This is a genomic window from Mycobacterium sp. TY814 (genome assembly GCF_030755175.1).
Classification (GTDB): domain Bacteria; phylum Actinomycetota; class Actinomycetes; order Mycobacteriales; family Mycobacteriaceae; genus Mycobacterium.
Window position 1 is genome coordinate 149,915 of the sequence record NZ_JAUFRY010000003.1, and the last position, 13,343, is coordinate 163,257.

12 protein-coding genes are annotated in these 13,343 nt (G+C 68.0%); 3 read left to right on the forward strand and 9 right to left on the reverse strand.

Features of this window, described 5'->3' with window-relative positions; all coding sequences use genetic code 11:
- The first annotated feature begins 45 nt into the window (after positions 1–45).
- Entirely contained in the window at positions 46–1,725 is a 1,680-nt protein-coding gene (locus tag QXH22_RS21940; protein WP_306277002.1) for a CocE/NonD family hydrolase, read from the forward strand.
- Between the two features lie 46 nt (positions 1,726–1,771).
- On the opposite strand, the gene glgC is transcribed toward QXH22_RS21940, so the two are convergent.
- Positions 1,772–2,986 carry a glucose-1-phosphate adenylyltransferase gene (gene glgC, locus QXH22_RS21945; protein ID WP_306245415.1) on the reverse strand — a complete coding sequence of 405 codons (1,215 nt, stop codon included), beginning with the start codon at positions 2,984–2,986 and terminating at the stop codon, positions 1,772–1,774.
- A gap of 168 nt (positions 2,987–3,154) precedes the next feature.
- On the opposite strand from glgC, the gene glgA reads away from it, so the two are divergent.
- A complete protein-coding gene (glgA, locus tag QXH22_RS21950; RefSeq protein ID WP_306245416.1) occupies positions 3,155–4,318 on the forward strand; it encodes a glycogen synthase in 1,164 nt (387 codons plus the stop codon).
- A 24-nt stretch (positions 4,319–4,342) separates the two neighbouring features.
- On the opposite strand, the gene QXH22_RS21955 is transcribed toward glgA, so the two are convergent.
- The 7 genes from QXH22_RS21955 to QXH22_RS21985 all read right to left on the reverse strand — a co-directional run bounded on the left by QXH22_RS21955 (position 4,343) and on the right by QXH22_RS21985 (position 10,060).
- Positions 4,343–4,510, reverse strand: a complete 168-nt coding sequence (locus QXH22_RS21955; RefSeq protein WP_003406247.1) for a DUF3117 domain-containing protein — start codon at positions 4,508–4,510, stop codon at positions 4,343–4,345.
- Between the two features lie 176 nt (positions 4,511–4,686).
- Complete coding sequence (locus QXH22_RS21960; protein ID WP_306277003.1) at positions 4,687–5,280, reverse strand: DNA-3-methyladenine glycosylase I; 594 nt, start codon at positions 5,278–5,280, stop codon at positions 4,687–4,689.
- Positions 5,277–5,642: a DivIVA domain-containing protein gene (locus QXH22_RS21965; protein WP_306245421.1), complete on the reverse strand. Its 366-nt coding sequence runs from the start codon at positions 5,640–5,642 to the stop codon at positions 5,277–5,279. Before QXH22_RS21965 ends, QXH22_RS21960 begins: the two co-directional genes overlap by 4 nt.
- Positions 5,643–5,681: 39 nt before the next feature.
- Entirely contained in the window at positions 5,682–6,629 is a 948-nt protein-coding gene (locus tag QXH22_RS21970; protein WP_306245423.1) for a glucosyl-3-phosphoglycerate synthase, read from the reverse strand.
- Complete coding sequence (gene folP, locus QXH22_RS21975; protein ID WP_306277356.1) at positions 6,626–7,450, reverse strand: dihydropteroate synthase; 825 nt, start codon at positions 7,448–7,450, stop codon at positions 6,626–6,628. The genes QXH22_RS21970 and folP overlap by 4 nt, the downstream gene beginning before the upstream one ends.
- A gap of 233 nt (positions 7,451–7,683) precedes the next feature.
- The gene (fadD6, locus tag QXH22_RS21980) at positions 7,684–9,456 is read right to left on the reverse strand and encodes a long-chain-acyl-CoA synthetase FadD6 (protein WP_306245425.1); all 1,773 of its coding nucleotides are present in this window, start codon (positions 9,454–9,456) and stop codon (positions 7,684–7,686) included.
- 46 nt (positions 9,457–9,502) lie between these two features.
- Entirely contained in the window at positions 9,503–10,060 is a 558-nt protein-coding gene (locus tag QXH22_RS21985; protein ID WP_306245427.1) for a TIGR00730 family Rossman fold protein, read from the reverse strand.
- Between the two features lie 63 nt (positions 10,061–10,123).
- Here QXH22_RS21985 and QXH22_RS21990 point away from each other — a divergent pair, with 63 nt between their 5' ends.
- On the forward strand, positions 10,124–12,250 hold the full coding sequence (locus tag QXH22_RS21990) for a GTPase domain-containing protein (protein WP_306277004.1): 2,127 nt from the start codon (positions 10,124–10,126) through the stop codon (positions 12,248–12,250).
- Here QXH22_RS21990 and dapE read toward each other — a convergent pair.
- Entirely contained in the window at positions 12,247–13,311 is a 1,065-nt protein-coding gene (dapE, locus tag QXH22_RS21995) for a succinyl-diaminopimelate desuccinylase (RefSeq protein ID WP_306277005.1), read from the reverse strand. The two genes, QXH22_RS21990 and dapE, sit on opposite strands and share 4 nt — an antisense overlap.
- Positions 13,312–13,343 lie beyond the last annotated feature (32 nt).

The window sequence follows — 13,343 nt, forward strand, 5'->3', positions numbered from 1 at the left end:
TGCGTCTGCTCGCGCGGGGCACCGCGGCGCGTCTAAGGTAACGGCGTGGCCAGAGACCCGGCACCCGCCCTCGACCGGCCCTGGCGGCGGCCCGGCGCCGCGAAGTATGCGCGGGAACGGCTTCGCAGTATTGCCCGGCCGCCGGTCACCGTCACCGATCCGCCGTCGGACATCGTCGTCGACCGCGACATCGAAGTGCCGACCCGCGACGGAACTGCGTTGCGGATCAACGTCTTCCACCAAGGTGAGCGAACGCCACGGCCCGTCCTGCTGAGCATCCACCCCTACGGCAAAGACGACCTGCCCCGGCGCCGGCGCAACCGCTGGACGTTCTCTCCGCAGTTCCGCGCGCTGCGTCAACCCGGACCGCTGACCTTCTCAGCCCTGACCGGATGGGAAGCCCCCGATCCGGCGTGGTGGACCGGGCAGGGCTTCACGGTCGTCAACGCCGATTCGCGCGGATGCGGGCACTCGGACGGCACCGGCAAGCTGCTGTCTCATCAAGAGGCCGAGGACACCTACGACCTGGTGCAGTGGATCGCGGACCAGCCGTGGAGTGACGGCCGGGTCGTCATGCTGGGCGTCTCGTACCTGGCCATCAGCCAGTACGCCGTCGCCGCCCTGAACCCGCCCGCGCTCCGGGCCATCTGTCCGTGGGAAGGACTCACCGATCCCTACCGCGACCTGACTTTTCCCGGCGGGGTCCGAGAGTTCGGCTTCACCAGATTGTGGTCGTTCATGGTGAATCGGACCCGGCAAACCTACAGCCTGAAGGAACTGCAGGAAGAGCATCCGCTGCGCGATGACACGTGGCGAGCGCTGACGCCCGATCTGCCGGCCATCACGGCACCGATGCTGGTCTGTGGCAGTTTCTCGGACAACAATCTGCACACCCGCGGGTCGATCCGGGCCTTCACCCAGGCCGGTTCCAGCTTCACGCGGTTGTACACCCACCGCGGCGGCAAGTGGCGGGAGTTCTACTCCGAGCACGCGCTGAGCGAGCAGCTGCGGTTCTTCCGGACCGCGCTGGACGGCGCACCGGTGTCGCGCAGTGTGCGGCTGGAAGTGCGCGAGGACCGCGACACCATAGTCTCGGTGCGCGAAGAGAACGAATGGCCGCTCGCCCGGACCCGCTGGCGACGGCTGTATCTGTCCGCTGCCGGAGCCCTGTCCCCCGAGCCGCCCACCACTGCGGGCAGCATTACGTTCCAAACCCACTCTCGTGCAGCATCATTCAACTGGACGGTGCCACAGGACATCGAGTTGAGCGGCCCGATGGCGGCGCGGCTGTGGGTGCAGTTGGACGGCTTCGACGACGCCAACATCTTCGTAGGCGTGGAGAAGTGGCGCGACGGGCGCTACGTCGGGTTCGAAGGTTCGTACGGCTTCGGCCGCGATCGGGTCAGCACCGGCTGGCAGCGGGTGTCGTTGCGCGCAATCGACCCGGAGCTCTCCACGCCGTGGGAGCCGGTCCCGGCCTGCGACCGAGCGCAGCCGGTGCGTCCGGGTGAGGTGATCGCACTGGACGTGGCGCTGGGCCCGTCGGCGACCCTGTTCCGCGCCGGTGAGCAGCTGCGGTTCGTGGTCGGCGGACGCTGGTTGTTCCCGCGCAACCCGCTCACCGGCCAGTTCCCGGCGGCCTATCCCGATCCGCCGCGCGGTCTGGTGACTTTGCGCTGGGGCCCGCGCTATGACGCGCACCTTCTGATCCCCGAGATCCCCTAGGCGGCGCCACTGCCCGGCGAGCGAGGGGTCCGGTGCCGCGCGTCCGCTAGATCCAGACGCCCTTGCCCACCGCGACCACGCCGCCGGCGCTGATCGCGAAACGCTCCCGGTCCTTCTCCAAGTCGACGCCGACCATCTCGCCGGGCCCGACGACCACGTTCTTGTCCAGGATCGCGTGGCGCACCACCGCGCCGCGGCCGACACGGGCCCCCGGCATGATCACGCTGCCCTCGACGATCGCGCCATCGTCGACCACGACGTTCGACGACAGCACGGAGTTACGCACCGACGCCGCCGAGATGATGCTGCCGGCACCCACCACGGATTCCTGCGCCGAGCCGCCGTTGACGAACTTGGCCGGCGCCAGGTTCTCCGACTCCCCGCGGATCGGCCAGCGCTTGTTGTACAGGTTGAACACCGGGTGCACCGACACCAGATCCATGTGCGCGTCGTAGAACGCGTCCAGCGTTCCCACATCGCGCCAGTAGGCCCGGTCGCGGTCGGTGGCACCGGGCACCTCGTTGTCACTGAAGTCGTAGACAGCGGCCAGCCCGTCCTCGACCAGTCGCGGGATGATGTCGCCGCCCATGTCGTGGTCGGAGTGGTCGTCGTCGGCGTCCGCGCGGATCGCGTCGATCAGCACCTTGGTGGTGAAGATGTAATTCCCCATCGACACGAACGTGCTCGACGGGTCGTCCGGCGTGCCGGGCGGATCCAGCGGCTTCTCGATGAAACTCCGGATCCGGCCCGACTCGTCAGAGTCGATGCAGCCGAAAGCGCTCGCCTCGGTCCGCGGCACCCGGATGCCGGCCACGGTTGCGCCGGCCCCACTGTCGATGTGGAACCGCACCATCTGCTCGGGGTCCATCCGATACACGTGATCGGCTCCGAAGACCACGATGTAGTCCGGGTCTTCGTCATGGATGAGGTTGAGCGACTGGTAGATGGCGTCGGCCGAACCCGTATACCAGCGCGGCCCGAGACGTTGTTGGGCGGGAACCGGAGTGATGTACTCCCCGGCCAGACCCGACAGACGCCAGTTCTGCGAGATGTGGCGGTCCAGCGAGTGCGACTTGTACTGCGTGAGCACACAAATCCGCAGATAGCGGGCGTTGACCAGGTTGGATAGCACGAAGTCGATCAGCCGGTAGGCCCCGCCGAAGGGAACCGCGGGCTTGGCGCGGTCGGCGGTCAAGGGATAAAGCCGTTTGCCCTCACCACCGGCCAGCACGATGCCGAGCACGTGCGGCGCTTCCCTCATGGCACAAACCTATCGGCAGCCACGAACCGCTGCCACCGGTAGGTCCCCGAATGTCCATTGGCTAGATAAACGAATATTTAAATAAGTTGGCGCAGTTCCAGCCCTTTCCGGCGCGCTCGTCAGCAGCCCGCCCTGCGGGCTGCATCGTCGCCGAACTACGGTTCGGGTATGCGGGTGGCGATGATGACTCGGGAATACCCTCCGGAGGTCTACGGCGGAGCCGGCGTACACGTCACCGAACTGGTATCCCAATTGCGCAGGCTGTGCGCTGTCGACGTGCACTGCATGGGAGCCGAACGCCCCGGCGCCTTCGCCCACCAGCCGGATCCCCGCCTGCGCGGTGCCAACGCGGCCCTGTCCACCCTGTCGGCGGACTTGGTGATGGCCAACGCGGCCAACGCCGCGACCGTCGTGCACTCCCACACCTGGTACACCGGCATGGCGGGCCATCTGGCCAAGCTCCTGTACGACGTCCCGCACGTGCTGACCGCTCATTCACTGGAACCCCTGCGGCCGTGGAAGGCCGAGCAACTCGGCGGCGGCTACCAGGTGTCGTCTTGGGTCGAGCACACGGCCGCACTGGCCGCCGACGCGGTCATCGCCGTCAGCTCGGGCATGCGCGACGACATTCTGCGGGTGTACCCCACCATGGACCCCAACGCGGTGCACGTGATCCGCAACGGAATCGACACCGAGTTCTGGCACCCGGCCGGTCCCGTCCACACCGGCTCGGTGCTCGCCGAGCACGGGGTTGACCCGAACCGGCCCATTGTCGCGTTCGTCGGGCGCATTACCCGCCAGAAAGGCGTCCCTCACCTGGTGGCGGCGGCGCATCAGTTCAGCCCAGAGGTTCAGTTGGTCCTGTGTGCCGGCGCTCCCGACACCCCGGAAATCGCGGAGGAAGTGCGCTCGGCGGTCGCCAGGCTCGAACACAGCCGCACCGGGGTGTTCTGGATACGCGACATGCTGCACAAGACGAAGCTGCGCGAAATACTCACGGCGGCAACAGTTTTCGTCTGCCCGTCAGTGTACGAGCCGTTGGGCATCGTGAACCTGGAGGCAATGGCCTGCGCGACGGCGGTGGTGGCCTCCGACGTGGGCGGTATCCCCGAGGTGGTTGCCGACGGCGTCACCGGGTCATTGGTGCATTACGACGCCGACTACCCGGCGGCGTTCGAGGCGCGGCTGGCCGAGGCGGTCAACGCACTGGTCGCCGATCCCGACCGGGCGCAGCAATACGGCTACACGGGTCGTCAGCGCTGTATCGAGGAATTCTCGTGGGCCCACATCGCCGAGCAGACGCTGGACATCTACCGGAAGGTGTGTGCCTGAGCGGACGGGTGAACCGTCCGCGGGTCAGCTGGTGACGCCCTTCAACTCGTCGCCCAGCGCGGCAGCCTCGTCCGGCGTCAACTCGACCACCAGGCGACCGCCACCTTCAAGTGGTACCCGCATCACGATGCCGCGCCCCTCTTTGGTTGCTTCAAGTGGACCGTCACCGGTCCGGGGCTTCATCGCCGCCATCGAGCGCTCCCTCCAGATTCGAGCTGGCCCGCACCCGCGGACCTGGTCGGCGCCGAGCACGCCCCGCCAGTGGATTTCCAGCCATACCCGACATTGAACTGCCAAATCACCCCACCATTGTTCCCTATCGGGGAGACCAGGTGCACTTAGACCCGCTTGTGAGGCCAACCTGAGGCCTACCTGAGTTGTCCAGAACCGCCCGCCGGCACCCAGCACGTGCTGATGTGATCGTCGACCATGCCGGTCGCCTGCATCAGTGCGTACGCGGTGGTGGGGCCGACGAATCGGAAGCCGCGACGCTTCAACTCCCGTGCCATCGCCGTGGATTCCGGGCTGGTAGAGGGAATTTCGGACAGCTCGGCAAACCGGGGGCGGGGCGGCGGCGCGAACGACCACAGCAGGTCGGACAGGTCTTGGGGCGATCCCAGATCCAAGGCGGCACGCGCGTTAACAATCGTCGACTCGATCTTTGCCCGGTTGCGCACGATGCCGTCGTCTTCGAGCAGCCGCTGCACGTCGGCGTCGGTGAAGCGGGCGACCTTCTCGATGTCGAAGCCGTGAAACGCGCGCCGGAAGTTCTCCCGCTTGCGCAGGATGATCAGCCAGGACAGCCCGCTCTGGAACGCCTCCAGGCTCATCCGCTCGAACAGCGCCGTGCCATCGGTGAGGCGGTGGCCCCACTCCTGGTCGTGATAGTCGCGGTAGAGGTCGGCATCGGGCCCCGGCCGCACGACGGCCCAACCGCAGCGGACCAGGCCGTCCTCGCTCATGTCGGCCCGGAGCGGTCTACCGCGACGACGTCGACGTCGGAGGCGTCCACGTCGTCGGCCGGTGGCGCCTCGGTTCCGGAGGCTTGCAGAGCGGCCACCTGGCCGCGCAGCGCCTCCAACTCGCGGGCCAGCCGGTCCAGCACCCAATCGACCTCGCTGGTCTTGTATCCGCGCAGCACCTGGGTGAACTTGACGGCCTCCACGTCCGCAGCCGTGACGCCGTACGCCGGCAGCACCGTCGCCGTCGTCGCCCGCGGCAGGGGCGGCAATTGCTCGCCGCGACCGAAAAGCAGGCTGGCGATGCCGAACAACACGACGGCCACGAGGATCAGAACCACCAGGTAGAGCAATACCAACGCCACGAGACTCGATCTTGCCCTAAAGCACTGACAGGGCGGCGATCAGCAGGGTCTGAGCACGCTCATCGGCGGGCGATCTTCCAGCGAAACCGGCAGGGTGTGCGGGGTATAGCCGTCACCGACCGGGAAGAACTGGGTCAAACCGACACCCGAGTCGGGAATGCCACAACGCGACAGCAACGTCGCGATCACCTGCCGGCTCATCACGCCCAGCTCCTCCAGCGGCCGGTTGCGGTGTGCCCGTACGCCCAGATTGACCTGGGCGATCGCGTCGAGTCCGAGCCGGTCGAAGGTGTCCACCAGCAGCCCGATCTCCACGCCGTAGCCCGGCGCGAACGGCAGCGACGTCAGCAGCTCCCGGCTGGCCGCATACTCCCCACCCAGCGGCTGCAGCACCCACCCCAACTCCGGACGCAGCGCTGCCAGCAGGGGCCGCGCCACCAGCTCGGTGACCCGGCCGCCCCCGGTGGAGCCCGCGTCTCCGCTCGCGTCGCCGATCTTCAGCGGCCGCCGGTAGAACCCCTTGACCAGGTGAATGCCCTCACCGGTGAGCAGCGGCCCGACCAGGTTCGGCACGAACATCGGATCCGGGTCGATCAGGTCGGAGTCGATGAACACGACGATGTCCCCGCTGGTGGCCGCCAGTGAACGCCACAAGGCCTCGCCCTTGCCGGGCCGGGGCGGCAGCTCCGGCACCGCCTGCTCGCGACTGACGACGCGCGCTCCCGCCGCGATAGCCCGGATCTCGGTGTCGTCGGTGGACCCGGAGTCCAGCACGATCAACTCGTCGACCAGCCCGTCGACCAGCGGCGAGATGCTGTCGATGACGGAGCCGACGGTCTCTTCCTCGTTGAGAGCCGGCAGCACGACCGAGATCGTCCGGTCGGCCTTGGCCGCGACCAGTTCGCTGACGGTCCAGCACGGCCGATTCCAGCTCCGGTCGGCGAGGTCGCCGACGAGATCAGCCCCGACCAGCTCGGATGCCGTCATGCCAGTCCCCTCACCGTGCGCGCCGGCGGGCGGGTCCCCTGAATCGAGGCCACCATCTCCAGCACCCTCCTGGTCGCCGCCACCTGGTGGACGCGGAACATGCGGGCTCCGGCGGCGGCGGCCAGAGCCGTCGCGGCCAGCGTCCCTTCGAGCCGTTCGGTCACGTCCACGCCCAGAGTCTCCCCGACGAAGTCCTTATTACTCAAAGCCATGAGCACCGGCCACCCGGTCTTAACAAGATCGGCCACGTGCCGCAACAGGAGCAGACCGTGGAAGGTGTTCTTGCCGAAGTCGTGGGCCGGGTCGATCAGTACCCGGTCGCGGGCTACTCCGGCCGCGACGGCCCGCTCGGCGGCGGTGGTGACCTGGCGAATCACGTCGTCCACCAAGCCGCGGGTAGTCGTACCGTAACTCACCCGGAACGGTCGGGTGCGCGGTAGCGCTCCCCCGGTGTGCGCGCACACCAGGCCCGCGCCGAACTCGGCGGCCACCTCCTGCAGCTGAGGGTCCACGCCGCCCCAGGTGTCATTGATGATGTCCGCGCCTGCCGCGCAGGCCAGCCGGCCCACCTCCGACCGCCAGGTGTCGACGCTGATCAGTTGGTCGGGATAGGCGCCACGCAGCCATTCGACGAACGGCACCAACCGCTCGATCTCGGTGCCGGGATCGACCGTCTCGCCGGGACCCGCCTTGACCCCGCCGATGTCGATGACGTCCGCGCCCTCATCGACGGCACGGTGCACGGCCTCGCGCGCTGCGTCGTCGGCGAATGTCGCGCCCTTGTCGAAGAACGAATCAGGGGTGCGGTTGATGATCGCCATGATCAGGGCGCGATCACCCGCGACCGGGCGACCGCACAGGGTCTGCTGGCCGGCTGACGCCGGCGACGTCGAACGCACGCTTCCATAGTGCCTGCTCAATTCCGGTTGCCGGCGTCGAGTGTGCGGTGGCTGCATCGCGGGTGCGCTCACCGCGGCGAAATCGCGATTTCAGCGCTGCAGCCGCACACTCGATGCGGCCAGAGCACACTCGCCGGCGCGCTCCCCCAGCGCTGTCAGCCCTGCGGTCGCTTACCGGCGGCGACCTCGGCGGGGTATTCGTCGTAGAACGGCACGAAACCGTCTTTGCGGCCCGCCAAGACATACAGCGGGTCGTCCACGTCTGAGCCGTACGCCTGCTTGCGCAGCTCCACCTTGCGGCTCTTGAACGTCGTGGTGTGCTCGAGCGACTCCACCAACCGCACGAACAACGGCAGCGCGTACGCCGGCAGCTTGTCGTACACCGCGCGGGCCAGCGAATGACCGTCGAATTCGGCACCCTCGCGCAGCTTGATCGCGGCCATGCCGGCACGGCCGCCGGTGTCGGGCACCTCCACGCCGAAAACGGTGCACTCCTCGACATTGGGATCGGTCGCGACCGCGGCCTCGACCTGCGTCGTCGCCACGTTCTCACCCTTCCAGCGGAAGGTGTCGCCCAGCCGGTCGACGAAGGCGGCGTGGAACATACCCTGCGGGCTCATCACGTCGCCCGTGTTGAACCAGCAGTCGCCTTCTTTGAAAGCGTTGCGCACCAACTTCTTCTCGGTCGCCGACTTGTCGGTGTAGCCGTCGAACGGCTGCAACCGGTTGACCGGGCTCAACAACAGTCCGGGTTCGCCGGCGGGCACGCGGCGCACCCGCCCGTTCTCGTCGCGGACGGGTTCACCGGTGTCCGGGTCGTACTCGACATAGGCCAGCGGCATCGGCGAAATTCCGGTGCTGCGAGCAACGTTGAAGACGTTGATGAACGCCGTGGTGCCCTCGCTCGCGGCGTAGAACTCGCAAACCCGGGCGATGCCAAAGCGTTTGGTGAACTCCTCCCAGATATCCGGACGCAGGCCGTTGCCGGCGATGACGCGGATCTTGTGCTTGCGGTCGGTCGGCTTGGCCGGCTGGTTGAGCAGGTAGCGGCAGACCTCGCCGATGTAGATGAACGCCGTCGCGCGGTGTTCGATCACCTCGTCCCAGAACCGCGACGCGGAGAAGGACTTACCCAGCGCCAGCGTCGCCCCGGAGTTGATCACCGACGACACCGCGACCGTCAGAGCGTTGTTGTGATAGAGCGGCAGACAGCTGTACAGCGTGTCCGAACTCTTCAACCGCAGCCCGAGTCCGCCGAAGGCGCCGAGCGCCTTGAGCCAGCGATAGTGCGTCATGACGCTGGCCTTCGGATAACCCGTGGTGCCGGAAGTGAAGATGTAGAACGCAGTGTCCTTGGCCCGCACCGCAGTCGACGTCGCCGGGTTGGTGGCCGGGGCGGTGGTGGCGAACCGCGCCAGGTCTTCCACGGTCAGCACGTCACCGACCGAACCGCCGGATTCGCTGACGGCACTCACCAAGTCGGACTCGGCGATCAGCACCTTGGCATCCAGCAGACCCAGGCTGTGCGCCAGCACGTCACCGCGCTGGTGGTAGTTCAGCATCCCGGCGACCGCACCGCACTTGACCACGGCCAGCATCGTCAGCACCGCGTTCGGGGAGTTGCGCAGCATGACGCCGACGACGTCGCCCGGCCCCACCCCGCGCGCGGCCAGCACGGCGGCATACCGGTTCGCGGTGGCGTTGGCCTCACGGTAGGTCAGCTGTTGATCCCCGAACCGGAGGAAGACCCGGTCGGCGTACCGAGCGGCGCGGTCCTGGAACACCGAGGCGATCGACGTCTTGGAACTGGGCCGGGCCAGCAGGCCGCTGACCCCACGCGCGATCGACGGCGCGTCGGCGATGAGGCCGGGCACCTGCAGGGCGATGTCGGTGAGCTTGACTCGTGCGCGTGCGCCTTGATCGGACACGTGATCCCTCGCTATCCCTGGCTTCGTTAAAAACCCACTTCGCCCGTCAGCCGGGCGCGCACGCGTTAAGCGCATCGCCGACTTTATCGACCACCATCAGCCGGTCGACGGCGGCCTGTGAGATGTAGCCGCTATCGATCAGTCCGTAAACCCAGGCGCGCACACCGTCGTAGTGTCCCCACGGGTCCAGCAGCACGATGGGCTTGTCGTGCACGCCGAGATACCCCTCGGTCCATGCGCTCAGCAATTCGTCCAGGGTGCCGACGCCGCCCGGCAAGGCGATGAACGCGTCGGCACGCTCCTCCATCACCTGCTTGCGCTCTCGCAGCGTGTCCGTGACGATCAACTCATCCGAATCATGGTCGGCCAGTTCACGTTCCAGCAACATGGTGGGTATCACCCCGACGGTCCAGCCACCGTGGGCCCGGGCCGCCGACGCCACCGCACCCATCGCCGAGACGTGGCCGCCGCCCCACACCAGCGTCCAGCCCCGCTCGGCTATGGCGGCTCCGAGCGACGCCGCGAGCTCCATCAACTCCGGGTGCGTCGGCGAGGCGGCGCAGTACACCGCGACCGTCCACCGGCCGCTGGTTGCGGAAGGCATATCCGAAACGTAGACCAACCCTGCAGAGACTGCGTACCGAACGCGGGCCATAGACTCGCAACGGTGCCGATTCGTTGGAACGTCCCCCAGCACACGGCCGCTTTACAGCGGCTCACCGCCGCATTGGCCGAACAAGGTGGCGCCGTCGTTCTTGGCCCCGACGGCGTCGGCAAGTCAACCTTGGCACGCTTGGCCGCTGAGGAGTTCTGTGCGCAGCACCCGGGCACGACAACCCGCTGGGTCATCGGCACCCCGGCCGAGCGCGTCGTTCCGTTCGGCGCCTTCGGGCATCTCATCGGGATCGCCGACATCGGCAAACCGGCCGCGTTGTTGCGCGCCGCCCGCACCTCGCTGACCCGCGCCGCACAGCAGGGCGATCTGCTCCTGATCGTTGACGAGGCCCACGACCTCGACATCCTGTCGGCCACCCTGGTCTACCAACTGGCCCTCACCCGGGCAGCACGGATGATCGTCACCGCCCGCACCGACGCGGCCCCTCCGGCGATCGCGGCGTTGTGGACTGACGGTCTGCTCGAGCGCATCGACCTGGAGCCCCCCGGTGGGGTAACGACGCCGGCCGAGGTCGACGAGTTCCTCGCGGAGTTGCCGAGGCCGGCACGGTCGGTGGTGGAATTCCTGTCCATCTTGGAACCACTGACCCTCGACGATCTCAACGTCCTGGCCGGCGACGGTGCGGTCAGCCGGGCCGAGGAGTTGGGAGCGGCCGAGACCCGGGTGCGCAACCACGACGATCAGCGTCCTGTGGTCTACACCGCGCACCCGCTGTTCGCCGTGCGCGCGCGGGCGGCCCTGGGCGCCGACGGAATACGACGCCGGCGCACCGAATTGGTCAGGCTGCTGGCGCAGCATCCGGCCGAGCACCTCAGCGACCGGCTCCGGTTGGCGTCGTTGGCGCTGGATTGCGACGCACCCCAACCGGTGGCGGAGGTGACCGAGGCCGCGCAACAGGCGCTGCGTCTCGGCGATCTACTGCTGGCCGAACGGTTGGCCCGTGCTGCCGTGAATCAATCCAGCGCAGTAGATGCGCATCTCGTGCTGGGTCAGGCACTTGCGTGGCAGGGACGCGGCCGAGATGCGGGCGCGGTACTGGCGGCAGTGGATCCGGCCGCGCTGTCGGAGTCGGAGTTGATGGCGTGGGCGGTGCCGCGGGCCGCCAACCAATTCTTCATGCTCGGCGAGCCCGAGAAGGCTACAGCTTTTCTGCAGACCACCCGCAGCCGGCTCACCGACCCGGCGGCCCGCACCGTACTGGACGGGTTGAGTGCCACGTTCGCGATGAATGCCGGAAATCTGCAGCGCGCAATGACTTTGGCTAACGAAGTGCTGTCCGGATCCTCGGCGAGCGACATGGCGGTGTCCTGGGCGGCGAGCGCGGCCGCATTGTCCTCAGCCCGGATGGGCCGCTTCGGTGACGTCGAGCGACTGGCGGGACAGGCTGCGGCCGCCGAACATCCCGGCCTGTTGCGGTTCACCATGGGTTTGAGCCAGGTCACCTCGCTGCTGATGGCGGGCGAGGTGGCCCAAGCGCAAACACTGGCGCAGCAGTTCACCGACTTCGCCGAACTGCAACAACCGGGCCGGGCTATCGGTGAAGTGCTGTTGTCCTATGTGCTGTTGGCCAAGGGCGAATATGAAACCGCAGCAACGCTTTTGGAGCCTGCGGCAGCCGCGTTGGAACGTACCGGCTATTCGTGGGGCCCGTTGTCGCTGATGCTCCTGACGATAGCGATCGCCCGCCAGGGCGACATCCCGGGCTCGGCAAAAGCGTTGCGGCGTGCGGAATCCCGGCACGGGACGAAGTCGGCTCTGTTCACCCCCGAACTCGGGATGGCGCGCGCCTGGACCCGCGCGACGGCACGCGACCAGACCGGCGCGGTCACGGCGGCACGCGAGGCGGCCCGTGCGGCCGAACGGGCCGGACAGTCGGCTGTGGCACTGCTCGCCTGGCATTGCGCCGTGCGACTGGGTGACCGGCGTGCAGCGGAACCCGTCACCCGGCTGGTCACTGAAATCGATTGCCCGGTAGGGCATCTCGTGTCCAGGCACGCCAGCGCCCTGGTTGCCGGCGACTCGGACGCTTTGACGGCGGCGGCTGACGAACTGGCCGCGATCGGGATGGGTGGCGCGGCCGCGGATGCGGCGGCGCAGGCCAGGCAGTTCAGTCGCTAGCCGGTCAGATACCCCCGGAGCATGTCCACGGCCGCGGTGATCGCCGCGACCGGCACCCGTTCGTCACGCTTGTGTGCCAGGTTCGGGTCGCCCGGTCCGTAGTTCAGCGCCGGAATGCCCCGCGCGGCAAACCGGGAGACGTCCGTCCAGCCGTACTTCGCCCGGACCTGCCCGCCGGCGGCTTCGACCAGAGACTTCGCCGCCGGCGCCGACAGACCCGGCAAGGCACCGGCCGCGGAGTCGGTCAGTTCGATCGACACGGTCAGTCCGTCGAGCACCTCGTGCACGTGCTGCAACGCGGCCTCCGGCGAGCGGTCCGGCGCGAAGCGAAAATTGATCGTCACCGAGGCGGCATCGGGAATCACGTTGCCTGCCACTCCCCCGTCGATCCGGACGGCCGAAAGGCCCTCGCGATAGACGCAACCATCGATGTCAACACTGCGCGGCCGATAGGCGGCCAGCCGGTCCAGCACCGCACCCAGCTTGTGAATGGCGTTGTCCCCCAACCAGGATCGCGCCGAATGCGCGCGGCTACCGGCGGCACTGACGACCACCCGCAGCGTGCCCTGGCAGCCCGCCTCGATGAAGCCGCCGGTGGGTTCGCCCAAAATGGCGACGTCGGCTGCCAGCCAGTCCGGCAGCTCGCGCTCCAGTCGGCCCAAACCGTTTGCCGCCGACTCGATTTCCTCGCAGTCGTAGAACACCAGTGTGAGGTCGTGCGCCGGTTGCGCGACCGTGGCGGCCAGGTGCAGGAAGACGGCGTCACCCGCCTTCATGTCCGAGGTGCCGCACCCGTGCAGTTCGCCGTTCTCGATGCGGCTGGGCAGGTTGTCGGCCACCGGGACGGTGTCCAGATGTCCGGCCAGCAGCACCCGCGACGGCTTGCCGGATGCCGTGCGCGCCAGCACCGCGTTGCCGTTGCGAATGATCTCGAACCCGGATGTCTGGGCGCGCAGCGCAGCCTCGACCTCGTCGGCGATGCGCGCCTCGTCGCGCGACTCGCTGGGGATATCCACCAGCGCCGCGGTCAGCTCAACAGGGTCTCCGCGCAAATCCAGCACGGGTTCAGCCTAGTCCGGCGAGCTGGGGGGAC

Excerpts from the sequence above, each read along its gene's own strand:
- glgC (WP_306245415.1), bottom strand. The coding sequence starts at position 2,986 with ATGAGGGAAGCGCCGCACGTGCTCGGCATCGTGCTGGCCGGTGGTGAG.
- glgA (WP_306245416.1), top strand. The coding sequence starts at position 3,155 with ATGCGGGTGGCGATGATGACTCGGGAATACCCTCCGGAGGTCTACGGC.
- QXH22_RS21955 (WP_003406247.1), bottom strand. The coding sequence starts at position 4,510 with ATGGCGGCGATGAAGCCCCGGACCGGTGACGGTCCACTTGAAGCAACC.
- QXH22_RS21960 (WP_306277003.1), bottom strand. The coding sequence starts at position 5,280 with ATGAGCGAGGACGGCCTGGTCCGCTGCGGTTGGGCCGTCGTGCGGCCG.
- QXH22_RS21970 (WP_306245423.1), bottom strand. The coding sequence starts at position 6,629 with ATGACGGCATCCGAGCTGGTCGGGGCTGATCTCGTCGGCGACCTCGCC.
- folP (WP_306277356.1), bottom strand. The coding sequence starts at position 7,450 with ATGGCGATCATCAACCGCACCCCTGATTCGTTCTTCGACAAGGGCGCG.
- QXH22_RS21985 (WP_306245427.1), bottom strand. The coding sequence starts at position 10,060 with ATGCCTTCCGCAACCAGCGGCCGGTGGACGGTCGCGGTGTACTGCGCC.